This window comes from Streptomyces sp. BK022 (assembly GCF_004217355.1).
Lineage (GTDB): Bacteria > Actinomycetota > Actinomycetes > Streptomycetales > Streptomycetaceae > Streptomyces > Streptomyces griseoluteus.
Genome location: NZ_SHKU01000004.1, coordinates 657001 through 682419, shown reverse-complemented (window position 1 = coordinate 682419; position 25419 = coordinate 657001). Strand labels below are relative to the sequence as shown.

The following is a 25419-nucleotide window of genomic DNA, read 5'->3' as shown; positions in this document are numbered from 1 at the left end:
ACCCCTGGAAGTCACCGGACGTAGTCGATCGGCCTCGCAGGGTAGCAGCGTCCGGGCATGGCCGGACCCCGAGGCGTCCGGCGGTGACCGGTCAGCCGGTGGCGGTACGGCACTCCGGGTGGCCCCAGCCCTGCGCGTTCTTGGCGATGGACTCGCCGGCGGCGTAGGAGCGGCCGCAGAGGCAGCGGCCGGCGAACTTGGCCTTGATGGTCCGCGAGGAGGCGGAACCGGAGGTACCGGCGGCCCGCCGGGGCGACTTGCGGCGGGCGGAGGGGGCCGGGGTGTCGGGCGAGGGCGGCGGCTCGGGCGAGCCGTGGGCGCTGCCCGCGGCCTCCTGCACCACGGCGGCCTGGCTGGCGGCGCGGTCGGCGAAGTCGTTCAGCGGGTCACCGTCGACCTGGTGGGCGGGGACGTACCGGAACTCGACCGAGCGGCCGTCGAGCAGCGCGTCGATACGGACCACGAGGTCCTGGTTGGCGACCGGCTTGCCGGCGGCGGTCTTCCAGCCGTTGCGCTTCCAGCCGGGCAGCCAGGTGGTGACGGCCTTCATCGCGTACTGGGAGTCCATCCGGACCTCCAGCGGCACGTCCGCCTCGACGGCGGTCAACAGCCGTTCGAGCGCGGTGAGTTCAGCGACGTTGTTGGTGGCCCGGCCGAGCGGGCCCGACTCCCAGCGGGCCGGGTTCCGCTCGTCGTCGCCGGAGACCACCCACGCCCATCCGGCCGGTCCGGGGTTTCCCTTCGAAGCCCCGTCGCACGCGGCCACCACACGTTCACGCATGTGCCCGATCATGCCATGGCCGCGCGCGGGGTCCGACCGGCCGGGTCAGGCGTCCTTGAACTCCGGCATGCCGCCCTCCGTCGTGGTGACGTCGATCACCGAGAAGCTCGCGCCCTGCGGGTCGGTGAGGGCGGCGAACCGGCCGAACGGGCTGGTCATCGGCCCGAACCGGAGCACGGCACCCCGCTCGGTGGCGCGGGCCACGGCCGCGTCGCAGTCGTCGACGGTGAAGTAGACGTTGACGTAGGAGGGGACCTCCGGCGGGAACTCCTCCCCCATCCGCATCCGGCCGAGCACCGGATCGGCGCCCAGGTCGAAGAGGCGGAAGTCGACGTGTCCGTCCGCCATGTCCTTCATCCGGTACGGGAAGACGGCCGACAGGAACGCGTCCGCCTTCTCCGGTTCGCGGGTGTACAGCTCCGCCCAGCAGTAGGCGCCGGGCTTGGCCACCGCCTCGAAACCCTCGTGGGCGCCGCCCTGCCAGATGCCGAACACGGCGCCGCTGGGTTCGCGGGCGATCGCCATCGTGCCGAAGTCACCGACCCGCATCGGCTCCATCAGCACCTCGCCGCCGTTCTCCTCGACCTTGGCGGCGGTGGCGGCGGCGTCCGGCGAGGCGAAGTAGAGACACCACTGAGAGGTGCCCTCCTGGCCGGGCATGGGCGGGACGACGGCTGCGACGGCCTTGCCGTCCGCGTACGCCTGGGTGTAGTTGCCGTACTCGGACGACGATTCGCCGAAGGTCCAGCCGAGGACGTCGCCGTAGAACCGCTTGGCGCCCTCCAGGTCGGTGAACATCGCGTCGGCCCAGCAGGGCGTTCCTTCGGATTGCACGGCCATGGTCGGCCCTCTCGTGTTGAACGGTTCGTCCCGGATCGTCACGCTAGCCACTCGGCGGGCGGGACGCTCGGGGACGGGGTGGTCAGGTCTTTTTCGGTCGACAGCGGGGACACTCCGGCCCTTGGATGGGGCCGGTGAGTACCCAGAAGATGCGCGACGGTGAACTCGACATCGACGCCCCGCTGGTGGAGCGCCTGGTGGCGCGGCGGTTCCCCGCGTGGGCGGGCCTGCCGGCGACCCGGCTGAGGTCGTCCGGCACGGAGAACGCCATGTTCCGGCTGGGGCCGGAACTGGTGGTACGGCTCCCCCGCCATCCGGGCGCGGTGGCGGACGTGACGCACGAGCGGGACTGGCTGCCCCGCCTGGGCCCCGGCCTGCCGGTGGCCGTCCCCGAACCGGTGGGCTCCGGTGAGCCGGACGGCGGCTTTCCCTGGCCGTGGTCGGTCTACCGCTGGCTGGACGGCGCCAACCCGGTCGCGGGCGCGGTGGAGGAGCCGGAGCGACTGGCCGAGGAGCTGGGCGCGTTCGTGGCCGCCCTGCGCCGGACCCCGACCGCGGACGCCCCCCGGAGCTACCGGGGCGGCCCGCTCGCCGGGGAGGACGAGTCGACCCGTGACGCGCTGGCCCGGCTCGCCGGCCGCATCGACACGGCCGGGGCGACGGCTCGCTGGGAGCGGGCGCTGGCCGCTCCCGGGCACACCGGCCCGCCGGCCTGGGCGCACGCCGACCTCTCCCCCGGCAACGTCCTGGTCGGCGGGGGCGGCAGGCTGAGCGCGGTGATCGACTTCGGCTGCGCCGGGGTGGGCGATCCGGCCGTGGACCTGATCGTGGCCTGGAACCTGCTCCCCGCCGCCGTCCGGGGCGCCTTCCGCGACGCGGTGGGCGCGGAGGACGCCGAGTGGGCGCGCGGCCGGGGCTGGGCGCTGTCCATCGCCCTGGTCCAGCTCCCCTACTACTGGCGCACCAACCCGGTTCTGGCGGAGAACGCCCGGCACACGATCGGCGAGGTGCTCGCCGAGAGCGTGTGACCGGGCGCCGGTTCCGGTCACTCGCCCGCGTACGCCTTCTCGAGGGCGGCGAGGTCGAGTTTGCCCATCTTCATCATGGCGCCGAAGGCACGGGCGGCCTTCTGCGGGTCGGGGTCGTTGGTCATCTCCAGCAGCCGCTCGGGGCAGACCTGCCAGGAGACCCCGTACTTGTCCTTGAGCCAGCCGCAGGGGCCGCCCTCGCCGCCGTCCTCGGTCAGCCGGGTCCAGTAGTGGTCGATCTCCCGCTGGTCGGCGCAGAGGATCATGAACGAGACGGCCTCGCTGAACGTGAACTCGGGGCCGCCGTTGAGGGCGACGAACTTCTGGCCGTTGGCGGTGAACTCGACGGTGAGCACGGTCCCGGCCTCACCGGGGCCGGCCTCGCTCCAGTGGGTGATCCGGCCGATGCGGGAGTCCTTGAAGACGGAGACGTAGTAGTGCGCCGCCTCCTCGGCCTGGCCGTCGAACCAGAGACATGTGGTGAAACCACCGTGGGACATGGGGACCTCCTGTACGGGTCGCGGCGCCGGTCGCGCCCTCACCTGTATCGACCGGCCCCCGGCCCCGGACTCATCGCCGATGGACCGATAAGATCGAGCCACTTCGGCGATTTCGAGCCAGGTCGAAATTAGCCTGCATGCGACGCGTGACCGGGGGTACCCGGCCCGTGAGAGAAGACGTGCATGGGGCGGGGTTTTCCGGGTAGCCGGGGACCACGCGGCAACCGTGGCCTCGGGCAACCAGGGCCCACGGAAGCAGTCGTCGAACCGTGACTTACGTGGGAGAGGTAATGGACACCGCCGTCGGCATCCGGTCGCAAGCAGAGGTCGCGGACAAGGCCGCGCAGGACATGACGGACGAGGAGACCCTTCCTGGTATCGCGGACCCCGCGTCCGTCGCCCCCCGTGACGCGCGGGCGCTGTCACGCCAGTTCTTCCGCCGGCTGGCGGAGCTGGAAGAGGGCACGCACGAGTACCAGTACGCGCGCAACACCCTCATCGAGATGAACATGTCGCTGGTGCGCTTCGCCGCCGGGCGTTTCCGGGGCCGGGGCGACGACATGGAGGACATCGTCCAGACCGGCATGATCGGCCTGATCAAGGCGATCGACCGGTTCGAGATCTCCCGCGAGGTGGAGTTCACGTCCTTCGCGCTTCCCTACATCGTGGGTGAGATCAAGCGCTTCTTCCGTGACACCACCTGGGCGGTGCACGTGCCGCGCCGGCTCCAGGAGCTGCGCGTGGAGCTGGCCAAGGCCCGCGAGGAGCTGTCGAGCCGGCTGGACCGCGACCCGACCGTGGCCGAGCTGGCCACGCTCATGAACATCACCGAGCAGCAGGTCGTCGAGGGCCAGCTCGCCTCGAACGGCTACAACTCCAGCTCGCTCGACGCCGCCCTCACCGGCGACGGCCGCGAGGACGGCGAGGCGGTTCTGGCCGACTTCATCGGCGTCGAGGAGGAGGGCCTGCGGCTGGTGGAGGACTTCCACGCCCTCGCCCCGCTGATGGCCGAGCTGAGCGACCGCGACCGGCAGATCATCCACATGCGGTTCGTGGAGGAGGCCACCCAGGCCGAGATCGGCGAGAAGCTGGGCTGCTCGCAGATGCACGTCTCCCGCCTGATCAAGCGCATCATCGCGCGGCTGCGCCAGGGCATGCTGGGCGAGCTGGGCTGCGCCTGAGCATCAAGCTCCGACACCCTGCCGGGAAAAGGGCGGTCCGGTTCGACCGGACCGCCCTTCCGCGTTCCTGTTTCCACCGCGGCCAGAGGCGTGAAGGCAGGTTTCCGGACACACGAAGACGCCGACCGGATCGCGGTCGGCGTTCATTGCCCGGAGACGGCGAAGCGGTTCGCTCAGCCGTCCAGCAGGATCAGGGCGCGCACCCGCTTGCCCACGGGCACGCGGTCCACGGTGATCTCCGAGGCGACGGCGCGCACGATCTCCAGGCCGTGATGGCCCACCCGCTCGGGGTCCTTGGGGAAGAAGCGCGGCAGCGCCACGCTGCTGTCGTACACCGAGACGCTGACCGCGCTGTCGGTGCCCTCCAGTTCCAGGATGTACGGGCCCCCGCTGTGCCGGTCGGCGTTGGTGACCAGCTCGCTGACGACCAGCAGCAGGTCCCCGCCGGTGCGGCGGTCCACGGTGGCGCACCACTCGGTCCGCAGCTGCTCCAGGAAGCGCCCGGCGAAGGCCCGCGCGTCGGCGATGCAGCCTGGTTCCCCGGTGTAGTGCGCCGCACGCCGAAGGGGTTCCACGGGTACGTCGAAACCACTCGGTATCACTGCCACTGCCACGCCCAGGTGTTCGGTCATGGTGTCTCTCTCGAAATGCCCGGTACGGCCGGTCGCCTGTTGCCTGTGATGCTCGTACCCCGGCTCGGCCTACGCATTCCACCCGATGCGTGTGCTGTGTGCGGACCTCTTCCGGGGGCGTCGCGGCCGGGCCCGGCCGGGAGTCTCCCGTTCAGGCCACGGGGACGACGAAGGCGGGGACGGTGCGCTGCATGCGCAGGGCGTCGATCGACTCGGCGAGGAGTTCGTACTCCGTGGTGTCGTCGCTCGCGGCGATCCGCACCAGGCGTCCGCCGGCCAGTTCGTCCGCGACCAGTTCCTGCCGGGTGTCGTCGGAACACCAGGCGCGCAGCAGGGTGGGGACGTCGGCCACGGTGTCCGGGACGGGGACGAGGGCGCCCGCCGGGATCTTCTCGCCCTCGGGGCTGGGGTCCAGCCGCTCGGCGATCCAGGAGGCACGGTCCCGCAGCCACCACAGGGCGAGCGCGAGGGTGGGCGCGCGGTAGGTGCCGAGCGGTACGCCTACCCGCTGACCGCCGCAGATCCCGTACGCGGTGACATGGCACAGGAATTCATCGTGCACGATCACTCCCCCGTTGCCTCGCCGGTGTGCCGACCGGTCCCTCTCTTATCCGTGCGGCTCCTGTGCGGTGAAGTGCCCCTGGCATTTCGAGTATCGCCACAATGGAAACACTGTCACCATGTCTTTCCGGCCACTCTCCTGGCATATGCGATGCCCTGATTCTGGCCGAATCATGTAAGAGGCGGGACCGCCTCGCATTAGTTGGCGGATTATCGACCGTGGGCGGCGCGCCGAGGCCCTGCCCGCCGGCCCTTACACGGCAAGAGCCCAGGGGCGGGGCTCCCCTGGGCTCTGCTGCGGCTCCGCACGCGGGCGTGGCAGGAATTCAGCGCCACCCGCACCGGAATACGCGGAGAAATTGTGAAGGCGGAAAAAACTTCCGCCTTCCGACGCTGCCGTTCCGGTGACTTCAGGTCTGCACGGCGGCGTCGATTCGGGCCATGTCATCCGCATCGAATTCCAGATTCCGGATGGCGCCGACGCTGTCTTCCAGTTGCCTGGTGCTGCTCGCCCCGACAAGAGCGGAAGTAATCCGTCCGCCCCTCAGCACCCAGGCGAGCGCCATCTGGGCCAGGGTCTGGCCGCGCGAGGCGGCGATCTCGTCCAGGGCGCGCAGCCGGCCCACGAGGTCCTCGGTGACGGCGTCGGACTTCAGGAACGGGCTGTCGCTCGCGGCGCGGGAGCCCTCCGGGATGCCGTCGAGGTAACGGCCGGTGAGCAGGCCCTGCTCCAGCGGGGAGTAGACGATCGAGCCGACCTGCAGTTCGTCCAGGGTGTCCAGCAGCCCCTCCTCCTCCGGGCGCCGGTCCAGGAGGGAGTAGCGCGGCTGGTGGATGAGGAGCGGGGTGCCCAGCTCGCCCAGGATGCGTGCCGCCTCGCGGGTCTGCCCGGCCGAGTAGTTGGAGACGCCGACGTAGAGCGCCTTGCCCTGCTGGACCGCCGAGTGCAGCGCGCCCATCGTCTCCTCGAGCGGGGTCTCGGGGTCGAAGCGGTGCGAGTAGAAGATGTCGACGTGGTCCAGGCCCAGCCGCGTCAGGCTCTGGTCGAGCGAGGAGAGCACGGACTTGCGCGAACCCCACTCCCCGTACGGGCCGGGCCACATCAGATAGCTGGCCTTGGTGGAGATCACCAGTTCGTCGCGGTACGGCGTGAAGTCGGCCTTGAGCGCCTCGCCGAGCGCGGACTCGGCGGCGCCGGGCGGCGGGCCGTAGTTGTTGGCCAGGTCGAAGTGGGTGATCCCGAGGTCGAAGGCGCGGCGCAGGATCGCGCGCTGGGTCTCCACCGGCCGGTCGGGGCCGAAGTTGTGCCACAGGCCGAGCGACAGCGCGGGGAGCTTCAGTCCGCTGCGTCCGGAGCGCCGGTAGGGCAGGTCGGCGTAGCGGTCGGGGTGGGCGGTGTACAACGCGACTCCCTCAGGGGTTGGCACTCGGTCTTCCCGGCGCCGGACACGGCGGTGTCCGGCAGCCTCCCCCACTCTTGCCCGGAGCGCGGTCAGCGGTCCAACAGAAGAATCCGATGAATTTCAGCGGCTAGGCTTCTCAATCATGGAACTGCGTCATCTCCAGCACTTCGTCGCGGTCGCCGAGGACCAGCACTTCACCCGTGCCGCCGAGCGGCTGATGGTGTCCCAGTCGGGACTCTCGGCGTCGATCCGCGCCCTGGAGCGGGAGCTGCGGGCGCCGCTGTTCGTGCGCACCACGCGCCGGGTGACGCTGACGGAGGCCGGGCGGGCGCTGCTGGTGGAGGCCGAGCGCATCCTCGCCCAGGTGCGCTCCGCGCACGAGGCGGTGGCCGCGGTGCAGGGGGTGCTGCGCGGCACGCTGGCGCTGGGCGCCGAGCAGTGCATCGCCGGGGTGCATGTGGCGGGGCTGCTGGCCGCCTTCCGGCGGGAGCACCCGGACGTGGAGATCCGGCTGCGGCAGAGCGGTTCGGGCGCGCTGGCGGAGGGGGTGTCGGCGGGCCGGCTGGACCTGGCCTTCGCCTACCGCGTCCCGGCCGACGGCGACCAGTTGCGCTCGGTGCCGCTGACCAGCGAGCCGATGACCGTGCTGTGCCATCCGGAGCACCGGCTCGCCGAACCGGGCGCGGTGCCGGACCCCGCCGCGCTGGCCGGGGAGGTGTTCGTGGACTTCCACCCGGACTGGGGGCCGCGCCGGGCCACGGACGCCGCGTTCGCCGCGGCCGGGGTGCGCCGTACGGTCGCCCTGGAGGTCAACGACGTGCACAGCCTGCTGGACCTGGTGGACGAGAACCTCGGCATCGCGGTCGTCCCCCGGCACTTCCGGCACAAGCGGACCTCGCTCACCGCGCTGCCGCTGAAGGGCGTCGACGAGGCCGCGTACGAGACGGTGGCCCTGCTGCCCCCCGAGCGCGCCACCAGCCCGGCCGCCCGCGCCCTGATCACCCTGCTCGGCACACCGCGGGCGGAACCCGGCGAACCCGGGTGACCCCACGCTCTCGCGCCGGGGGCGGGGATGCGCGAGGGTGGGAACATGTACGCGAAGGAGATCCTCATCGAGGGCTACGACCGTATCCGGGAAGAAGTCCACACCGTGCTCGACGGACTCGGCGCGGACGACCTGGACCACTCCCCCGCGCCGGGCGCGAACTCCATCGCCTGGCTGCTGTGGCACCTGAGCCGGGTGCAGGACGACCACATCGCGGACGCCTTCGGGCTGGAGCAGGTGTGGCTGGCGCGGGACTGGGCCGACCGCTTCGACCTGGAGCTGCCGCACCACGACACCGGCTACGGCCACACCCCCGAGCAGGCCGCGAAGGTGCGGGTCCCCTCGACGGTGCTGCTGGCCGGGTACTACGACGCGGTGCACGACCAGACCCTCGGCGTGCTGCGGACGCTGGCCGCCAAGGACCTGGAGCGGGTCGTGGACGAGCGCTGGGAGCCGCCGGTCACGCTGGGCGTGCGCCTGGTGAGCGTCCTGTCCGACGATCTCCAGCACGTCGGACAGGCCGCCTACGTCAAGGGGCTGCTTCAGAGCGCTTCGGCGTAACCCGGCAGGATGACGTCCTCGATGAGCGCCTTGCGCTCGTCGAACGGGAGGAAGGCGCTCTTGACCGCGTTCACGGTGACCGTGCGCAGGTCCTTCGCCGTCCAGCCCGCCTCCTCGACCAGCAGCGCCATCTCACGGGTCATGGTGGTACCGGAGACCAGGCGGTTGTCGGTGTTGAGGGTGACCCGGAAGCCGAGGTCCTTCAGCGCGGTGATGGGGTGCTCGGCGATGGAGGTGGCGCAGCCGGTCTGGAGGTTGGAGGTGGGGCACATCTCCAGGGCGATCCGGCGGTCGCGGACCCAGCCGGCCAGGCGGCCGAGCTTGCCGTCGACGATGTCCTCGGTGATGCGGACGCCGTGCCCGAGGCGCTGGGCGCCGCACACCTGGACGGCCTGGTGGATGCTGGGCAGGCCGTACGCCTCGCCCGCGTGGATGGTGAACGGCACGCTCTCGGCGCGCAGGTGCTCGAAGGCGGCCAGGTGGTCGGCGGGCGGGAAGCCGTCCTCGGCGCCGGCGATGTCGAAGCCGACGACCCCGGCGTCGCGGTAGGCGACGGCCAGTTCGGCGGCCTCGCCGACCCGGTCGAACATCCGCATGCCGCACAGCAGGGTGCCGACGCGTACCGGCGTCCCCGCGGCCGCCGCCTTGGCCATGCCGGCCGCGAGGCCCTCCTGCACGGTCTCCACGACCTCGGCCAGGCTCAGTCCGGCACGGGTGTTCAGCTCGGGGGCGTAGCGCACCTCGGCGTAGACCACGCCGTCGGCGGCGAGGTCGAGCACGTACTCCTCGGCCACGCGCAGCAGGCCCTCGCGGGTCTGCATCACGGCGAGGGTGTGCTCGAAGGTGCCTATGTAGCGGACCAGGTCGCCGGAGCCCGCGGCCTCGACGTACCAGGCGGCCAGTTCGCCGGGGTCGGTGGTGGGCAGCGTGTGGCCGACCGCGGCCGCGAGTTCGATGACGGTGGCCGGGCGCAGGCCGCCGTCGAGGTGGTCGTGCAGGACGGCCTTGGGGAGCCGACGGAGGGTCTCGGTGTCGATGCGGGGCGCGGTCATGTCGTGCTTCCTCGGCGGATCGTGCGGATGGGGGTTCAGGCGGCGGGCTGGAGCAGGTCCCAGCGGTTGCCGTAGAGGTCCTGGAAGACGGCGACCGTGCCGTACGGCTCGTGGCGGGGGTCCTCCAGGAAGGTCACCCCGTGGGCGGTCATGCGGGCGTGGTCGCGGGCGAAGTCGTCGGTGTGCAGGAAGAAGCCGACGCGGCCGCCGGTCTGGTCGCCGACGCGGGCGCGCTGGCCGTCGTCCTTCGCGCGGGCGAGCAGCAGGCCGGTGCCGCCGCCCTCCCCGGTGCCTGGCTCCACGACGACCCACCGGGAGCCGTCCGGGCGGGGCTCGTCCTCGGCCAGCCGGAAACCCAGGGCCTCGGTGTAGAAGCGGATGGCGTGGTCGTAGTCGTCCACGACGAGGGTGACCAGGGCAACGCGGCGCATCGGAGCCTTCCGGTGGGGGTGGTTAGCGGGAGAGGTTATACGTAAAACTACCGGGGCGCCAGTCTCCCCCGGAGGGGGACCGGCGGGGTGCTCCGGCTACGGGTGGAAGGCGTTCAGGCGGCCCAGTTCGCCGGGGCTGAGCTTCAGGGCGCCCGCCGCGATGTTCTCCGTCAGATGGGCGGGGTCACCGGTGCCGGGGATGGCCAGGACGTGCGGGCCCTGGTGGAGGGTCCAGGCGATCCGGACCTGGGCGGGGCTGGCGCCGTGCCCCGCCGCGATCTCCGCGACCACGGCGTCCGCACCGGCCGCCACCCGCTCGTGCGTGCCCCGTTCGCCGGTCTCCCCGGCGACGGAGTAGAAGGGGACGAAGGCGATGCCGCGCTCGCCGCACAGCCGGAGCAGTTCCGTCGCTTCGGCGCCGGGGGTGTCGAGCCCGTACCGGTTCTGCACGGCGACCACCGGTGCGATGGCCAGCGCCTCGTCGAGGTGGCGGGGTTCGACCGCGGAGACGCCCAGGTGCCGGATGAGGCCCTCCTCCCGCAACTCGGCGAGGGCGCCGAAGTGTTCGGCGACGGAGTCCTGCCGCATCCGGCGCAGGTAGACCAGGTCGAGGTGGTCGCGGCCGAGCTGGCGGAGGTTCTCCTCGACATGACCGCGCAGCTGGTCGGGGCGGGCGGCGGTGCCCCAGGAGCCGTCCTGCTCGCGGAAGGGGCCGACCTTGGTGGCGATGACCAGGTCGTCGGCGTAGGGGGCGAGGGCGGTGTTGATCAGTTCGTTGGCGGAACGCAGGGAGGAGAAGTAGAAGGCGGCGGTGTCGATGTGGTTCACCCCGAGTTCCACGGCCCGGCGCAGGACGGCCAGCGAGCGGGCCCGGTCGCTGGGGGTGCCCAGGTGGAAGGCGGCGTCGCCGGTCAGCCGCATCGCGCCGAGGCCGACGCGGTGGACGGTGAGGTCGCCGAGGGTGAGGGTGCCGGAGGCTGCCGCGGTGATCGTTTCGGTGGTCATCGGCGGAGTGTGCCACGGATGCCGGGCGGTGCGGCCGGGGTAGGAGGGACGCATGACGATCACCGATCACCCGCTCGTCACCCGCGCCCGTCTGCTCGCCGCCGAGCTGCTGGAACCCGAGGCGGAGCGGGTCGACCAGGAGGGCGTGCCGGCGAGCCACATCGAGGCCGTGAAGCGGTCCGGACTGCTGGGGCTGACGGCACCGGCCGAGTACGGCGGCTCGGCGGCGCCGCCCGCCGTGGTGCGGGAGGTGTCGGAGATCCTGGCGGGCGCGTGCGGCTCGACCTGGTTCGTCCAGTCGCAGCACCACACCCCGGTCCAGGTCCTCGCGCGCGGCGAACCGGCCGCCCGCGAGCGCCTGTTGGGTCCGCTGGCCCGGGGCGAGCTGCTGTCCGGCGTGGCGTACGCCCAACTGCGCGCGCATCCCCGTGCGCCCGTACGGGCCCGCCGCGACGGCAGGGGCTGGCGCTTCGACGGCAGGGTCCCCTGGTACACCGGCTGGGGCCTGAACGACGTCCTCCTCCTGGCCGGCCTGACGGAGGACGACGAGGCGGTGTTCGCGTTCGCGGACGCCCGCGACCAACCGGGCCTGCGCCCCTCCGCACCCCTGCGTCTGGCCGCTCTGACCGCGGCGCACACGGTCTCCCTGGAACTGGACGGCCTGCGCGTCCCCGACGGCTCGGTGGCCCTGCGCATCCCGTACGCCGAGTGGGCCCCCACCGACCGGGCGAAGACCCTGAACACCAACCCGGCGGTCTTCGGCATCGCCTCGGCGGCCCTGTCCCTGCCGGACGAGAGGACGGCAGCCCCTCTGCGGGACCAGCTGGCGGACGTCCGCACCCGCGCCTACGCCCTGGCCGACCACCCGGCCCCGCTGGAGCGGGTGGCGGAACGCCTGGCGGTACGGGCGGAGGCGTACGCGGCGCTGAACACCGCCACCACGGCGGGGGTGGTGGCAGGGGGCGGACGCTCGATGTCCCTCACGTCCAGGGCCCAGCGCCTCGCCCGCGAGGGGATGTTCCTGCTGATCCAGGGTCAGACGGCGGAGACCCGGAAGGCCCACCTGGAGGCACTGGCGTCCTGGGAAGCGTCTCCCCGGTCCGCGAAGCCCGGGGAGACACCCTAGTCGTCCGTGCGGCCCTCGACCACGACCAGGAAGGCGTCCGACTTGAGGTCCATGACCACCGTCGCGGGTTCACCCTCGGCCCTGCGGGCGGCGGCGTACTCCTCGGCGGGCCAGGAGCCGCGCGGTGAGCCTGCGGGGAAACGCTCCAGCACTGTCGAATTCATGGCGGCGGACACCTCCGGCGGAAGGTTCGGACGGGACACGGAACCTGTACCTCACCGGCTGCCCGGCCATCGCCCGGACATGCCGTTGTACGCCGTCCGGCACAACCGCATCCACGTGTGGCGCCGAGCGGGAAGGGATCACAGGGAGGCCGTGGCGGACCACGGGTGAACACCGATGCCGAGGAGCCGTAGGACGATGAACGACGACGAGCCCGAGGGCGGGCTGCGCTGCCTGGTGACCGGGGCCACCGGCTACATCGGAGGCAGGCTCGTGCCGGAGCTGCTCGCCGCCGGACACCAAGTGCGCTGTCTGGCCCGCACCCCGGGCAAGCTGCGCGACCATCCGTGGGCCGGTGACGTGGAGGTGGTGCGCGGTGACGTGACGGACCCCGACTCGCTGGCCGAGGCGCTGCGGGACGTCGACGTGGCGTACTACCTGGTGCACGCGCTGGGCAGCGGGGACGACTTCGAGGAGACCGACCGGCGCGCGGCCCGGTACTTCGGCGAGCAGGCGAAGGCGGCCGGGGTGCGCCGGATCGTGTACCTCGGCGGCCTGACCCCGGCCGGGGTGCCGGAGCGGGAGCTGTCCCCGCATCTGCGCTCACGGGCGGAGGTGGGGCACATCCTGCTGGAGTCCGGGGTGCCGACGGCCGTCCTGCGCGCGGCGGTGATCATCGGCTCCGGCTCGGCCTCCTTCGAGATGCTGCGCTACCTCACCGAGCGGCTGCCGGTGATGGTGACCCCGAGCTGGGTGCACACCCGTATCCAGCCGATCGGGGTGAAGGACGTGCTACGGCTGCTGGTGGGCTCCGCGCGACTGCCGGCGGACGTGAACCGGACCTTCGACATCGGCGGCCCGGACATACTGACGTACCGGGAGATGATGCTGAGGTACGCCCGGCTCGCCCGTCTGCCGCACCGGCTGATCCTGTCCGTGCCGATGCTGACGCCGGGTCTGTCCAGCCACTGGGTGGGGCTGGTGACCCCGGTGCCCGCGTCGATCGCCCGCCCGCTGACGGAGTCGCTGCGGTACGAGGTGGTGTGCCGCGAGCACGACATCCGGCGGTATCTGCCGGAGCCGCCCGGGCATCCGTACACCTTCGACGAGTCGGTCCGGCTGGCGCTGCGCCGGGTCCGGGAGGCGAAGGTGGTCACCCGCTGGTCGTCCGCGTCGGTGCCGGGCGCGCCGAGCGATCCGCTGCCGACCGACCCGGACTGGGCGGGCGGCAGCCTGTACACCGACGAGCGCGAGACGGTGGTGGACGCGCCGCTGGACCGGCTGTGGCGGGTGATCGAGGGGGTCGGCGGCGACAACGGCTGGTACTCCTTCCCGCTCGCCTGGTCCCTGCGCGGCTGGATGGACCGGGCGATGGGCGGGGTGGGGCTGCGCCGAGGCCGCCGGGACGCGGAGCGGCTGCGGGTGGGCGACTCGCTGGACTTCTGGCGGGTGGAGGAGATCGAGCCGGGCCATCTGCTGCGGCTGCGGGCCGAGATGCGGCTGCCGGGACTGGCCTGGCTGGAGATGTACGCGGAGCAGGACGGCGAGGGCCGCAGCCGGTACCGCCAGCGCGCCCTGTTCCATCCGCGCGGGCTGCTCGGCCAGGCGTACTGGTGGGCGGTCTCGCCGTTCCACGCGATCGTGTTCGGCGGGATGGCCCGGAACATCGCGCGGGCCGCGGTGCACGGTCCGGTCCCGACGATGAGGAGCCGGGGGCCGCGGAAGCGGGGCGTCAAGAACCTGGGACTCCAGCACCGGAGGCTGAAAAAGCGGGCCCGGCGTTGACGTCCGCGTCCGTCCGGGGCGCTCGCCCGGAAGAGTCCACCGTAAGCATCCCCTGCTCCGGAGCCGTTCGATGAACACCTCGGTCGTCCTCTTCACCGCCGACCTGCGTCTGCACGACCATCCGCCGCTGCGGGCGGCCCTGGACGGGACCCGGCAGGTGGTGCCGCTGTTCGTGCGCGACGACGGGATCGACGGCGCGGGGTTCGCCGCGCCCAACCGGCTGGCGTTCCTCGCCGACTGCCTGCGGGACCTGGACGCCGGGCTGCGCGAGCGCGGCGGCCGGCTCGTGGTGCGCTCCGGTGACGTGGTGACCGAGGTGCTGAGGGCGGTGGCGGAGGCGGAGGCTGACGAGGTGCACATGGCCGCCGACGCCAGCGGCTACGCGCACCGCCGCGAGCACGCCCTGCGCGCCGCTCTGGAGGCGGACGGCCGCAGGCTGCACGTCCACGACACGGTGACCGCCGCCGTGGAGCCGGGCGCGGTGACTCCGGTGGCCTCGGACCACTTCGCCGTGTTCACCCCGTACTTCCGTCACTGGTCCGGGCATTCCCGGCGTGACCCGCTCGGCGCGCCCCGGAAGGTGAGCGTGCCGGAGGGCGTCAAGTCCGAGGAGATCCCTTCCCGTGACGCGGTGCCGGGCACCTCGCCGGCGCTCGCGGAGGGCGGTGAGGTGGCGGGGCGCCGGATGGTGGCCGACTGGCTGAGCACGGGGATCGACGCCTACGGGGACCAGCACGACGACCTGGCCGGCGACGGCACCTCCCGGCTCTCCCCGCATCTGCACTTCGGCACCGTCTCCCCGGTGGAGCTCGTGCACCGGGCACGGCTGGAGGGCGGCGCGGGCGCCGAGGCGTTCGTCCGGCAGGTCGCCTGGCGGGACTTCAACCGGCAGTTGCTGGCGGTGCGTCCGCAGGCGTCCCACGCCGACTACCGCACCCGGCGCGACCGCTGGCGTACCGGCGGCAAGGCCGAGGCGGACATCCAGGCGTGGCGGGACGGCCGCACCGGTTATCCGATCGTGGACGCGGCGATGCGGCAGTTGCGGCACGAGGGATGGATGCACAACCGGGGCCGGCTGCTCACCGCGAGCTTCCTGACCAAGACGCTGTACGTGGACTGGCGGGTGGGCGCCCGGCACTTCCTGGACCTGCTGGTCGACGGGGACGTGGCCAACAACCAGCTCAACTGGCAGTGGACGGCCGGCACGGGCACCGACACCCGCCCCAACCGGGTGCTGAACCCGACGGCCCAGGCCAGGCGGTACGACCCGGACGGGGCCTATGTCCGGCGCTGGGTCGAGGAGTTGGCGCACGTGCAGGGGGCGGCGGTGCACGAGCCGTGGAAGCTGAGCGGGCCGGAGCGCGCGAGGCTCGGGGACTACCCGGACCCGATCGTCGACCTCAAGGACGGCCTGGACCGGTTCAGGCACGCCCGCGGACTGGAGTGAGGTCCGGGCCGGGCTCGGTGCCGTAGGCGGCGGTCAGGGTGTCGAGGGCGTCGGCGAGTCCGGTCGGGCGGAGCATGCCGTGCGTGGAACGGCCCGCCCAGCCGGGGCCGCCGAGCATCAGCAGGGTCTGCCCGCGGGCACCGCGTACACCCCACTCGATGGCCGCGACGTGCCGGGCGAGCGGCAGGCTCGCGGTGGCACGGGACTGGGACCACAGCACGACGGCTGCCGGACCGAGGCGCCGTACGGCGGCGGCGAGCGCGTCGGCGGGCACGGCGCTGCCGAACATCCGGGTGGGGACGCCGTGCCGGCCCAGCGCGGCGTTGAGGGCCTCCAGCGGGAGGGTGTGCTGCTCGTCGGGGGCGCAGGCGAGCAGCACCGGTCCGGTGCCGGGGGTGCCGGGCGGGCCGAGCCGGGGGGTGTGGCGGCGCAGGGCGGTGGAGATGTGCCAGGACAGCAGGTGCTCCACCTCGATGTACCGGTCCCCGGAGGAGACCCACTTGCGGCCCACGGCGTGCAGGGCGGGTGCCATCACGTCCTGCCAGGCGACGGTGATGCCGTACTCGGCGAGCACACCGTCCAGTTGCTCCTCCACGGCCGGGGCGTCCAGGCGCACGGCCGCACGGGCCAGGCCCCTGCACTCCTGGCGCACATCGCCCAGCGGCAGGGCGCCGGGGGCGCGGGAGCGGGACCCGGGGGGTGGGGTCCGGCCGGCGGGCGGGCCGGTCGCGGCGCGGGCGGCGCGGGCGGCCTCGGCGGGGGGTACCCCGGACGAGGTCAGGCGGCACATCGCCTCCAGCACGGCCACGTCGTCCGGGGTCCAGCGGCGGTGCCTGCCGTCGGCGCGCGCGGCGGGGCCGAGACCGTAACGGCGGTCCCAGGAGCGCAGGGTGGTGGGCGAGACACCGAGCCTGCGGGCCAGGGCGCCGGTGGTCAGTCCGGCGCCGGGGGCTTCGTCGTCCATACGCCGACTGTACGCCGGGAACGACGCAGAAACGATGCGAGTTGTCGGCGCCCGGCACCGGCTCCCACGATGACCTCACCGTCCCACCCGAGGAGCCAGGTCATGACCTCCTACCCGTCCCCGCCCGCCACCGCCGCACCGCCCGTGGCCCCGGCCGGGGACGGCCGCGACGACGAGGAGCTGGCGCTGGGCCTGGTCGCGGGGGACGAGGACTGCCTCGCGGCCGTGTACCGGCGCTGGTCCTCGCTGGTGTACGCCCTCGCCCGCCGCGCGCTGGGGAACGCCGGTGAGGCCGAGGACGTGACCCAGCAGGTGTTCCTCGGGGTGTGGCGGGGCCGTGCGGGCTACCGGCCGGACCGGGGCCCGCTGGGCGGCTGGATCGTCGGCATCACCCGGCGCAAGATCTTCGACGCGCTGGCGGCACGCGCCCGGCGCGGCGAGCTGGTCGCGGCGGCGGCCGCGTCGCTGTCCCGCGCCGCGCTCGGCGCCGAGACCGCGGCCGACCCGGAGACGGTGCTCGACCGGCTGGAAGTCCGCCGCGAGCTGGGACGGCTGCCGGCCGCCCAGCGCCGGGTCCTCTACCTGGCCTTCTACGAGGACCTCACCCAGCCGCAGATCGCCGCCCGCACGGGCTGGCCGCTCGGCACGGTGAAGAGCCACGCCCGACGGGGCCTGCACCGCCTGCGCTCCGGCATCGAGCGAGGGGAACCGCTGAAGGCGGCCGTGTGAACGGAGGCCGCGCGAAGGGAGGGGCGGGGAACCGAATCCGGTCGAAGTATTGCGCGAACCCCCCTACACATATGGGAATAAAAGGCGCAGAATAGACGGATACGCGATACGCGGCACTCCACCGCAGGCCCACCGGACGCGGTCGAGTCCGCTCGGTTCGACGGAAGGAGGACCGTACGCAGACTCCCACCGACAACGAAGGACGCGAGGCCGGCCCGCCGGAGCGGACCGGCCTCCTCGTGCGCGCGGGCGGCGCGTCCCGGCCGGAGGTCTTTGACACGGTTCGCGGTGCTTTCTACCTTGAGCCGGGCCATAGCGTTCCGTGACCTCACGAGGCTGGAGACCGCCCTGTCCGCTCGCCCCGCCCCCGGCCGCCGCCTCGCCACGGCAGCCGCGTTCCTCGGCCTGATCGGCACCCTCACCGCCACCGCCTGGGCGGACCCCAAGGACCGCGCCCCGGCCCCGCTTCCGGCCCCCGCGGCGACCCGCGTCCCGGACACGGCGGTCTCGGTCAGCCCGCTGGCCTCCTTCGCGCTCCAGTCCACGGCGAAGGTGAGCGACTCGGCGGCCACCGTCTCCTCCCCCGGCTACCCGGCGCGCGGGTGGCACAACGCCGGCCCCCGCTCCACGGTCCTCGCCGCCCTGCTGGCCGAGGGCCGCTACCCGGACCCGTTCCGCTCGACCAATCTGAGCAAGATCCCGAAGGCCGACTTCAAGGTGCCCTGGTGGTACCGCTCCGACTTCACCGTGGACGACACCTCCCGGCGCACCCGGCTCGACTTCAGCGGGGTCGTCCCGGCCGCCGAGGTGCACGTCAACGGCCACCGGGTGGCCACGGACACGCAGGTCGAGGGCGCGTACACGCGGCACGAGCTGGACATCACCGAACTGGTGCGGCCCGGCCGGAACACGGTCGCCTTCCGGGTCCGGCCCAATGATCCGAACCGGGACCTCAGCATGGGCTGGCTCGACTGGCTCCAGCCGCCCCCGGACCAGAACATGGGCCTGGTCCGGGACGTGCTGGTCCGGCGCGGCGGGCCGGTCGCGCTGGGCGACGCCCACGTGGTGACCGACCTGGCCGTACCGTCGCTGGACAGCGCCGACCTGACCGTGAAGGCACGGGTGCGCAACGACACCGGCCGCCCGGTCACCGCCCTGGTCACCGGCAGCGCCGCCGGGACCACGCTGGTCCGCCGGGTCCCCCTCGCCGCACACGAGTCGCGTACCGTCGCCTTCTCCCCCGCCGACGTCCCCGGCCTGCGCCTGCGGTCCCCGCGCGTGTGGTGGCCCGCGGGAATGGGCGGCCAGCCGCTGTACGACCTCAGGCTCACCGCCTCCGTCGCCGGTGCCGTCTCGGACACCACGCACGAGACCTTCGGCATCCGTGACGTCCGGGCACCCCTGAACAAGGACGGCGCCCGCCAGTACCGGATCAACGGACGCCCGCTGCTGATCCGGGGCGCCGGCTGGTCGCCGGACCAGTTCCTGCGCTGGGACCGCAGCTACGCGGAGGACCGGCTGCGGTACGTCCTCGACCTCGGGCTGAACACGGTCCGCCTGGAAGGGCACATCGAGCCGGACGAGTTCTTCGACCTGGCCGACCGGCTCGGCGTGCTCACGCTGCCGGGCTGGGAGTGCTGCGACAAGTGGGAGGGCCAGGTCAACGAGGACGGGTCCGGGGAGAAGTGGGACGCGGACGACCACGCGGTGGCGAAGGCGTCCATGGCCGCCGAGGCGGCCCGGCTGCGCACCCACCCGAGCGTCATCTCCTTCCTGATCGGGAGCGACGCGGCACCGGACGCCGCCATCGAGAAGAACTACCTGGACGCGCTGAACGCCGCCGACTGGCCCACCCCCGTCGTCCCGGCCGCCTCCGACAACTCCTCGCCCCGGCTGGGCCGTTCAGGCATGAAGATGAGCGGCCCCTACGACTGGGTACCGCCCGCCTACTGGTACGCCAAGCGCGAGGGCGGGGCGACCGGCTTCAACTCCGAGACCAGCGCGGGCCCCAGCATCCCCACCCTGGACACCCTGCGCCGGATGATGACCCCCGCGGAGCTGGACACTCTGTGGAAGACCCCGGCGGCCAGGCAGTACCACCGCTCCCCGTCGGCGGTCTTCTCCACCCTCAAGCTCTACGACGACGCCCTCACCGCCCGCTACGGCGCCCCCGCAGGCCTGACCGACTACGTGCGCAAGGCGCAGCTCGCCCAGTACGAGAACGTCCGCGCCGAGTTCGAGGCGTACCGCCGCAACGCGCACGACGCCGCCCAGCCGGCCACCGGGATCGTGCACTGGATGCTGAACAGCGGCTGGACCTCGCTGCACTGGCAGCTCATCGACCGCTATCTCGACCAGAACGGCGCCTACTTCGGTGCCAAGAAGGCGGGCGAGCCACTGCACGTCCAGTACTCCTACGACGACCGCTCGGTGGTCGTCGTCAACGACCGCCACTCCCCCGCCACAGGCCTCACCGTGCGGGCCACCCTCTTCGACCCGGACGGCACCCCGCGCCACGACCGCACCCTGACCGGGCTGCGGGTCCCCGGCGACGGCGCGCACGGCACCGCGTTCACGCTGCCCGAGAGGCTCGGCGGCACCTCCCGTTCCCACCTGCTGCGTCTGGTGGTGACCGGCCCCGACGGCCGGGAGGTGAGCCGGAACGTGTACTGGCTGTCCACCCGCCCCGACACCCTCGACTGGGCGCACAGCGACTGGTATTACACCCCGACGACGGCCTACGCCGACCTGAGGGGCCTCACCGCCATGGCGCGGGTGCCGGTGTCGGCCACCGCAGCCACCCGCTCCTCGGGCGCGCTGTCCACCACGACGGTGACCCTGCGCCGTACCGGCGGCGGCCGGACACCCTCCCTGCTGACGGACGTCCGTATGGTCGACGCCGAGGGCCGGCCGGTGCTGCCGGTGCGCTGGTCGGACAACCAGGCCGGCCTCTGGCCGGGCGAGTCGGTGACACTCACCGCCACCTACCGAACGGCGGACCTGCGCGGCTCGGCACCCCGGGTGCGGGTGTCCGGCTGGAACACCCTGGAACGGACGGTCCCCGCCGCCTGAGATCCCGCCTCCGGCCGCATCGACCGCCACCGCCGCGGGCACGCTCCGGGTGGGACTTCCCGGGGGCGGCGCCGGCGTGGAGTGACTCCGTCCGCAGGGGGCACATGGCAGAGCAGCAGGGGCCGAGACCAGTAGGGGTGGACATGGAGATTTCAGGACTCATCAGCGCCGTCATCATCGGCATCGTGATCGGTGTGCTCGGGCGGCTGGTCGTGCCGGGACGCCAGCACATCGGCGTGATCGTCACCATCCTCGTCGGCATCGTGGCCGCCCTGCTGGGGACGGCCATCGCGGCGGCCCTGGGTGTCGCGGACACCGACGGGCCGGACTGGATCGAGTGGCTGATCCAGATCGCGCTGGCCGCGGTCGGCATCGCCGCGCTGGACCGGACGGTGGGCCGCCGCCACTGACCCCCGGGTCACCTCTCGTACGCATACGGCGTCGTCGTGGTCAGGGCGTGCAGCCCGAGGCGCTCCAGGACGGGGCGGCTCATGGCGGAGGCGTCCACCTGGACATGACGGCAGCCACGGGCGGCGGCGACGCGGGCGCGGTGGGCGACCAGGGCGCGGTACAGGCCCCGGCCCCGCCACTCCGCGACGGTGCCGCCGCCCCAGAGTCCGGCGAAGTCTCCGCCCGGCACCAGCTCCAGCCGGGCGGAGGCCACCGGCTCGTCCCCGGCCAGCGCGACCACGGCGAGGACCGTACCGGGGTCGGCCGCGAGCCGGGCCAGCAGATGGTCGCGCAGGGCGGTGCCATCGGTGCCGAACACCCGTTGGTGCACCGCCACCACGAGGTCGACGCCGGCCGCGTCGGCGGCCCGGAGCAGGCGGACGCCGTCCGGGAGCCGTTCCTCCAGCGTCAGGTCCGCGATCTCGCCGACCATCAGTGTCTCGGGCTCCTCGGCCCGGAAGCCCGCCGCGATCAGGCGCTCGCCCAGATCCGCCGGCCCGTCGTGGCCGTAGAGCTTCCACTCGAAGGACCGGCCCAGGTCCGTGAAGTACCCGATCTGCTCCGCGATCGCGCGGTCGGCTCCGGCCGCGTCGAGGGCGGACCAGACGACGCCGTTCCAGCCCCGCCCGCCCGCCACCTGGCGCACCACGGCACCCGCCCGTTCGATCCGGGCGCCGGGCGCGTCGGGGCGGGCGTTCCGCCGCTCTTCGAGGTCGTAGCGGGCGAGTACCGCGGCGTGGTCCATGCGGTCAGTCCAGCATCCGGGCCGGCACCGGGCAACGGGATTATCCCGAACCCGCCCCGCGATCAGCCGAGTTCGAGCGTGGTGATGCCGAAAACCCGCTCGGCGGCGTGTTCGCGGACCGGGCCGGTGTACATGCGGGCGGTCTCGAAGGAAGGGGTGAGCCCCGCCGCGAGGGCCATCTCGACGCCCGCCTTGTTCGGCTCGGGTACGTCGATGGCGATCTGCCGGCCGGCATGGTCGGCGGTGAGGGCCGCGAACAGGGCGCGCGCGTCCTCGGGCGTGTCGGCGAAGAGGGGACCGACGCGCAGGCAGTCCGCGCCGGGGCGGATCACGCCGTAGCCGGTGAGGTGCTCGCCGTCGTGGCGTACGTAGGCGTGGTGGCCGGGGGCGGTGAGCCACTCGGCGAGGAAGCGGGGGCGGTCGGCCGGGGTGCAGGCGCTGTCGTAGCGGGTGATGGCGTCGAGGTCGCCGGGCTGGGCGTGGCGGACTCCGGTGGGCGGCTCGGCCGCCGGGGCGGGGCCGGTGTAGCGGGCGGTGCGGTGGGCGAGTTCGAAGCCGGAGCGACGGTAGTTGTCCTGCTGGTCGACGACGCCGTCCAGGCCGACGGTGCGCTCCCCCGCGTGGGCCAGCGCGGTCTTCCAGGTGGTGAGGCCGTAGCCGTGGCCGCGCAGGTCGGGGCGGACGAGGTAGCAGCCGAGGAAGGCGTACTCCGTGCCGTAGTTGACGACGGAGATCGCGGACACCGGCTCGCCGTCGATACGGCCGAGGAAGAAGCCCTCGGGGTCCTGGGCGAAGAAGGCGGGGCCGTCGGAGAGCCCCGGATTCCAGCCTTCGGCCGCCGCCCAGCCACTGATCACCGGCCAGTCGTCCAGGGTGGCCTGCGTGACGGTGAACTCCTGGTTGGCCGGTGACGTCATCGCCGCGCTCCGTTTCCGGGGGGTGTCGGGGGGTCGCTCGCGCCGCATCCTTCCCGATCGGGCGGTCCCGCGTCACGCCGGGACCGCGCGGGGCACGCCCGTACCGGGCGCAGGCACGACAAAGGCCCCACCGAGTGGTGCGGTGTCGGTGGGGCCGTGCGGTGGAGCGGGATCAGACCATGCTGCCCGGGCGGTAGCGCCGGTACAGGGCCGCGCCCGCCACCAGGAAGGCCGCGCTTCCGGCCAGCGCCGGGGCGGCGAAGTCCGCTCCGGTGTGCGCCAGGCTGGGCGGCGTCACGTGAGCGGGCGGCACCACGGTCTTCGGCGGCGCCGGAGGCTGGTGCTTCGGCGGGGCGGGCGGCTGGTGCTTGGGCGGCGCCACGGGCGGCGGGGTCGGCGCCTCGGAGTGGTTCTCGCAGTGGTTGCCGAAGGCCGGGTTGAGGGCGCCGACGACGTCCACGCTGTTGCCGCAGGCGTTCACCGGGATGTCGACCGGCAGCTGGATGCCGTTGCCGGAGAGCACGCCGGGCGAGCCCTGGGTGACGCTGTGCGCCGTGGCGCCGCCACCCCCCACGTTGCCGGCCCTGGTGCCGCCGGCCCTGGTGCCGCCGGCCTTGCTGCCACCGGTACCGCTGCCCCCGGCCTTGCTGCCGGAGCCGCCGCCGCTCACCGCGCCGCCGCCGTTGTCGGAGCCGGTGTTCGCGCAGGAGTTGCCGAAGGCCGGGTTGAGGAGCCCGACCACGTCGACGCTGTTGCCGCACGCGTTCAGCGGGACGCTGACCGGGGCCTGGACGGTGTTGCCGGAGAGCACACCGGGCGAGCCGACAGCGGCGCCGTCGGCGGTGGCACCACCAGCCGCGAAAGCGGCGGAGACGGGCATGGCCATGGCCATCGCACCGGAGGCGGCGGCGACGCCGATCACACCGTTTCGGGTAGCCCGTTTCATAGGTTCCCTGCCTTCCAGAAGTCGTAGCGGGCAGCCACCCGCACCACATAGAACGCGCACAAACCGTTCGGGTTATGGCCTGTGCGGCTTTCACCCGTTCGGGGGGCACGGTCGTTCGAGCCGCACGTCAATCCCCTGTCGCGTCGGCCACGCGGATAGGTGGACCCCTCACCCGGCCGGCGTAGGTGGCACCCTCGGCGCCGGTCCGGAGGTGACGCCCGCACGGCCGGGAGGCGACCGGTGCGGGGCGCGCTTATGGTGAGGACGGCGCCGCCCCTGTTCAGGGCGGTGGCGCCCTGGGAGGCGAGCGATGCCGGCCAAGGTGAAGCAGCAGTCCAGACGGTCCGCCGTACGGCGCGGCGCGGGTGCGGGTGTGCTCGCCCTGGCGCTGGTCGCCGCGAGCCTGCCCGCCGCGGTGGCCGCCGGTTCCCGGTCCGGCGAGGCCGACCGGCCCGGCATGGCCCGCTTCTACGAACAGAAGGTCGCCTGGGGCCGCTGCGCGGGCCCGGACATGCCGAGGGATCTCCAGTGCGGCAAGGTGACCGTCCCCCTCGACTACGCGCACCCCGGGGCGGGCACCCTCGATCTGGCGCTGGCCCGCTACCGCGCGACCGGCTCCGGACATCGCGCGGTGCTCCTGAACTTCGGCGGGCCCGGCGCCTCGGGTGTGAACCAGCTCGCGGCAGGCGGCAAGGAGTTCATGGACCTCACCAACGGCTCCGACGTGGTCTCCTTCGACCCGCGCGGGGTCGGCCGCTCCTCCCCGGTGAGCTGCGGCGTCGGCGAGGAACCTCCGTCGGACTCGTCGGACTCGTCCGGTTCGGGCGCCGGTGTCGAGGTCAGCAGTCCGCAGCAGCTCATGACCTTGCTCCGGCAGTCCGCGGAGCTGTGCGCCAAGCACTCCGGGCCGGTGCTCGAGCACATAGGCACCGTGAACGCGGCCCGCGACATGGACGTCATCCGCCAGGCCCTCGGCCAGAAGAAGCTGGACTACCTGGGCTTCTCCTACGGCACCCGGCTCGGCGCGGTGTACGCGGCGCAGTTCCCGCACAAGGTCGGCCGGATGGTCCTGGACGGGGTCGACACGCTGACCGAACCGCTGTCCGAGCAAGGGGCCGCGGGCGCCCAGGGGCAGCAGACGGCCCTGGAGGGATTCCTGGACTGGTGCGTGACGGACATGGGCTGTCCGTTCGGCCAGGACCGCCGGGCGGCCGACGACCAGGTCGTCCAGCTCGTGCGCTCGCTGGACGCGAACCCCGTTCCGACCGACTTCGGCGGCAGCCTCTCCGGGCAGGACCTGGTGGGCGCCATCGGGCAGGGTCTGTACAGCAAGGAGCTGTGGCCGTCCCTGGAGCGGGCGCTCGCCACGCTGGTGGAGGACGGGGACGCGCGCCGGGTGCTCAGCTTCTCCTCGGGCGGCTTCGGGCTCCCGACGCGGGCGAGCGGGTCCGGCGACGCGGACGGGGCCGCGAAGAACGACGGCGGCCTGACCGATCCGGGGCAGGTGCCGATCGACAACCTCACGGCCGCGCTGATGGCGGTCAACTGCGCGGACGACCCGGACCGGCCCACCGCCGCCCAGCTCACCAAGGACCTCACCGACCTGCGGGCCTCCTACGTCGCCGCGTCCCCGGTGTTCGGCCGCTACCGCCTCACCCAGTTGCTGATGTGTTACGGCCGCCCGAAGGGCACCGACTACATCAGGGACTCGGTGAAGAACGTGCCGTCCCCGCGGATGCTGCTGGTCGGCACGCGCGGCGACCCGGCGACGCCCTACCGCTGGGCCGAGGAGACGGCACGGCGGCTGGGGTCCTCGGCCGTGGTGCTCGACAACAAGGGCGACGGGCACACCGGTTACGCCTCCTCCAAGTGCGTGCACCGCAAGGTCGACGACTTCCTGATGTACGGCACGCTGCCGCCCGACCGCAGCTCGTGCCCGGCCGACGGGAAGGCGTGGAGCTCGACCTTGTCGACGGACCCGTGAACTCCGGGACCCCTGGACGCGGGGTGACGCCGCAACCGGGGTGCCATGCCCGGCGTCACACCGGGTAGGCGC

At 73.1% G+C, this 25419-nt stretch carries 25 protein-coding genes; 11 read left to right on the top strand and 14 right to left on the bottom strand.

Annotated elements, in window-relative coordinates:
* Positions 1-91 precede the first annotated feature (91 nt).
* Both EV284_RS19920 and EV284_RS19915 read right to left on the bottom strand, forming a co-directional pair.
* Positions 92-793, bottom strand: a complete 702-nt coding sequence (locus EV284_RS19920) for a ribonuclease H (RefSeq protein WP_130335973.1) — start codon at positions 791-793, stop codon at positions 92-94.
* Positions 794-826: 33 nt separating this feature from the next.
* Positions 827-1621 carry a VOC family protein gene (locus EV284_RS19915; protein ID WP_130335971.1) on the bottom strand — a complete coding sequence of 265 codons (795 nt, stop codon included), beginning with the start codon at positions 1619-1621 and terminating at the stop codon, positions 827-829.
* A gap of 125 nt (positions 1622-1746) precedes the next feature.
* Here EV284_RS19915 and EV284_RS19910 point away from each other — a divergent pair, with 125 nt between their 5' ends.
* Positions 1747-2649, top strand: coding sequence for an aminoglycoside phosphotransferase family protein (locus EV284_RS19910; protein ID WP_242625740.1), 903 nt, complete (start codon positions 1747-1749; stop codon positions 2647-2649).
* A 17-nt stretch (positions 2650-2666) separates the two neighbouring features.
* On the opposite strand, the gene EV284_RS19905 is transcribed toward EV284_RS19910, so the two are convergent.
* Positions 2667-3149, bottom strand: a complete 483-nt coding sequence (locus EV284_RS19905) for a VOC family protein (RefSeq protein WP_086695506.1) — start codon at positions 3147-3149, stop codon at positions 2667-2669.
* Positions 3150-3439: 290 nt separating this feature from the next.
* Between EV284_RS19905 and EV284_RS19900 the strand changes: the two genes are divergently transcribed.
* Positions 3440-4330, top strand: a complete 891-nt coding sequence (locus EV284_RS19900; RefSeq protein ID WP_130336494.1) for an RNA polymerase sigma factor SigF — start codon at positions 3440-3442, stop codon at positions 4328-4330.
* A gap of 173 nt (positions 4331-4503) precedes the next feature.
* On the opposite strand, the gene EV284_RS19895 is transcribed toward EV284_RS19900, so the two are convergent.
* The 3 genes from EV284_RS19895 to EV284_RS19885 all read right to left on the bottom strand — a co-directional run bounded on the left by EV284_RS19895 (position 4504) and on the right by EV284_RS19885 (position 6926).
* A complete protein-coding gene (locus EV284_RS19895) occupies positions 4504-4962 on the bottom strand; it encodes an ATP-binding protein (protein ID WP_130335969.1) in 459 nt (152 codons plus the stop codon).
* A 151-nt stretch (positions 4963-5113) separates the two neighbouring features.
* Entirely contained in the window at positions 5114-5524 is a 411-nt protein-coding gene (locus EV284_RS19890; protein ID WP_130335967.1) for a hypothetical protein, read from the bottom strand.
* Positions 5525-5933: 409 nt separating this feature from the next.
* On the bottom strand, positions 5934-6926 hold the full coding sequence (locus EV284_RS19885; protein WP_130335965.1) for an aldo/keto reductase: 993 nt from the start codon (positions 6924-6926) through the stop codon (positions 5934-5936).
* 142 nt (positions 6927-7068) lie between these two features.
* On the opposite strand from EV284_RS19885, the gene EV284_RS19880 reads away from it, so the two are divergent.
* Both EV284_RS19880 and EV284_RS19875 read left to right on the top strand, forming a co-directional pair.
* Positions 7069-7971 carry a LysR substrate-binding domain-containing protein gene (locus tag EV284_RS19880; RefSeq protein WP_130335963.1) on the top strand — a complete coding sequence of 301 codons (903 nt, stop codon included), beginning with the start codon at positions 7069-7071 and terminating at the stop codon, positions 7969-7971.
* A gap of 45 nt (positions 7972-8016) precedes the next feature.
* On the top strand, positions 8017-8532 hold the full coding sequence (locus tag EV284_RS19875) for a DUF664 domain-containing protein (protein ID WP_130335961.1): 516 nt from the start codon (positions 8017-8019) through the stop codon (positions 8530-8532).
* Here EV284_RS19875 and EV284_RS19870 read toward each other — a convergent pair.
* The 3 genes from EV284_RS19870 to EV284_RS19860 all read right to left on the bottom strand — a co-directional run bounded on the left by EV284_RS19870 (position 8514) and on the right by EV284_RS19860 (position 11020).
* Positions 8514-9584, bottom strand: coding sequence for an adenosine deaminase (locus EV284_RS19870; RefSeq protein WP_130335959.1), 1071 nt, complete (start codon positions 9582-9584; stop codon positions 8514-8516). The genes EV284_RS19875 and EV284_RS19870 overlap by 19 nt on opposite strands.
* Before the next feature lie 35 nt (positions 9585-9619).
* Positions 9620-10015, bottom strand: coding sequence for a VOC family protein (locus EV284_RS19865; RefSeq protein ID WP_130335957.1), 396 nt, complete (start codon positions 10013-10015; stop codon positions 9620-9622).
* Between the two features lie 96 nt (positions 10016-10111).
* A complete protein-coding gene (locus EV284_RS19860) occupies positions 10112-11020 on the bottom strand; it encodes an aldo/keto reductase (RefSeq protein ID WP_130335955.1) in 909 nt (302 codons plus the stop codon).
* A 52-nt stretch (positions 11021-11072) separates the two neighbouring features.
* Between EV284_RS19860 and EV284_RS19855 the strand changes: the two genes are divergently transcribed.
* Positions 11073-12146, top strand: coding sequence for an acyl-CoA dehydrogenase family protein (locus tag EV284_RS19855; RefSeq protein WP_130335953.1), 1074 nt, complete (start codon positions 11073-11075; stop codon positions 12144-12146).
* Here the strand turns inward: EV284_RS19855 and EV284_RS32760 are convergent.
* Positions 12143-12310, bottom strand: a complete 168-nt coding sequence (locus tag EV284_RS32760; protein ID WP_165425585.1) for a hypothetical protein — start codon at positions 12308-12310, stop codon at positions 12143-12145. The two genes, EV284_RS19855 and EV284_RS32760, sit on opposite strands and share 4 nt — an antisense overlap.
* A gap of 196 nt (positions 12311-12506) precedes the next feature.
* Between EV284_RS32760 and EV284_RS19850 the strand changes: the two genes are divergently transcribed.
* Positions 12507-14093 (top strand): SDR family oxidoreductase, encoded by a 1587-nt coding sequence (locus tag EV284_RS19850; RefSeq protein WP_165425584.1) that lies wholly within the window; start codon positions 12507-12509, stop codon positions 14091-14093.
* Positions 14094-14163: 70 nt separating this feature from the next.
* Positions 14164-15540, top strand: coding sequence for a deoxyribodipyrimidine photo-lyase (locus EV284_RS19845; protein ID WP_130335949.1), 1377 nt, complete (start codon positions 14164-14166; stop codon positions 15538-15540).
* On the opposite strand, the gene EV284_RS19840 is transcribed toward EV284_RS19845, so the two are convergent.
* On the bottom strand, positions 15515-16504 hold the full coding sequence (locus EV284_RS19840; RefSeq protein ID WP_130335947.1) for a MerR family transcriptional regulator: 990 nt from the start codon (positions 16502-16504) through the stop codon (positions 15515-15517). The two genes, EV284_RS19845 and EV284_RS19840, sit on opposite strands and share 26 nt — an antisense overlap.
* 102 nt (positions 16505-16606) lie before the next feature.
* On the opposite strand from EV284_RS19840, the gene EV284_RS19835 reads away from it, so the two are divergent.
* The 3 genes from EV284_RS19835 to EV284_RS19825 all read left to right on the top strand — a co-directional run bounded on the left by EV284_RS19835 (position 16607) and on the right by EV284_RS19825 (position 20715).
* On the top strand, positions 16607-17233 hold the full coding sequence (locus tag EV284_RS19835; RefSeq protein WP_130335945.1) for a sigma-70 family RNA polymerase sigma factor: 627 nt from the start codon (positions 16607-16609) through the stop codon (positions 17231-17233).
* Between the two features lie 348 nt (positions 17234-17581).
* Positions 17582-20305, top strand: a complete 2724-nt coding sequence (locus EV284_RS19830) for a sugar-binding domain-containing protein (protein WP_130336492.1) — start codon at positions 17582-17584, stop codon at positions 20303-20305.
* 143 nt (positions 20306-20448) lie between these two features.
* Complete coding sequence (locus EV284_RS19825; RefSeq protein ID WP_130335943.1) at positions 20449-20715, top strand: GlsB/YeaQ/YmgE family stress response membrane protein; 267 nt, start codon at positions 20449-20451, stop codon at positions 20713-20715.
* A gap of 8 nt (positions 20716-20723) precedes the next feature.
* On the opposite strand, the gene EV284_RS19820 is transcribed toward EV284_RS19825, so the two are convergent.
* The 3 genes from EV284_RS19820 to EV284_RS19810 all read right to left on the bottom strand — a co-directional run bounded on the left by EV284_RS19820 (position 20724) and on the right by EV284_RS19810 (position 23363).
* Complete coding sequence (locus tag EV284_RS19820; RefSeq protein WP_130335941.1) at positions 20724-21500, bottom strand: GNAT family N-acetyltransferase; 777 nt, start codon at positions 21498-21500, stop codon at positions 20724-20726.
* A gap of 62 nt (positions 21501-21562) precedes the next feature.
* Complete coding sequence (locus EV284_RS19815) at positions 21563-22417, bottom strand: GNAT family N-acetyltransferase (protein ID WP_130335939.1); 855 nt, start codon at positions 22415-22417, stop codon at positions 21563-21565.
* Positions 22418-22589: 172 nt separating this feature from the next.
* On the bottom strand, positions 22590-23363 hold the full coding sequence (locus EV284_RS19810; RefSeq protein ID WP_130335937.1) for a chaplin: 774 nt from the start codon (positions 23361-23363) through the stop codon (positions 22590-22592).
* 310 nt (positions 23364-23673) lie between these two features.
* On the opposite strand from EV284_RS19810, the gene EV284_RS19805 reads away from it, so the two are divergent.
* Positions 23674-25347 (top strand): alpha/beta hydrolase, encoded by a 1674-nt coding sequence (locus EV284_RS19805; RefSeq protein ID WP_130335935.1) that lies wholly within the window; start codon positions 23674-23676, stop codon positions 25345-25347.
* Positions 25348-25419: the final 72 nt, after the last annotated feature.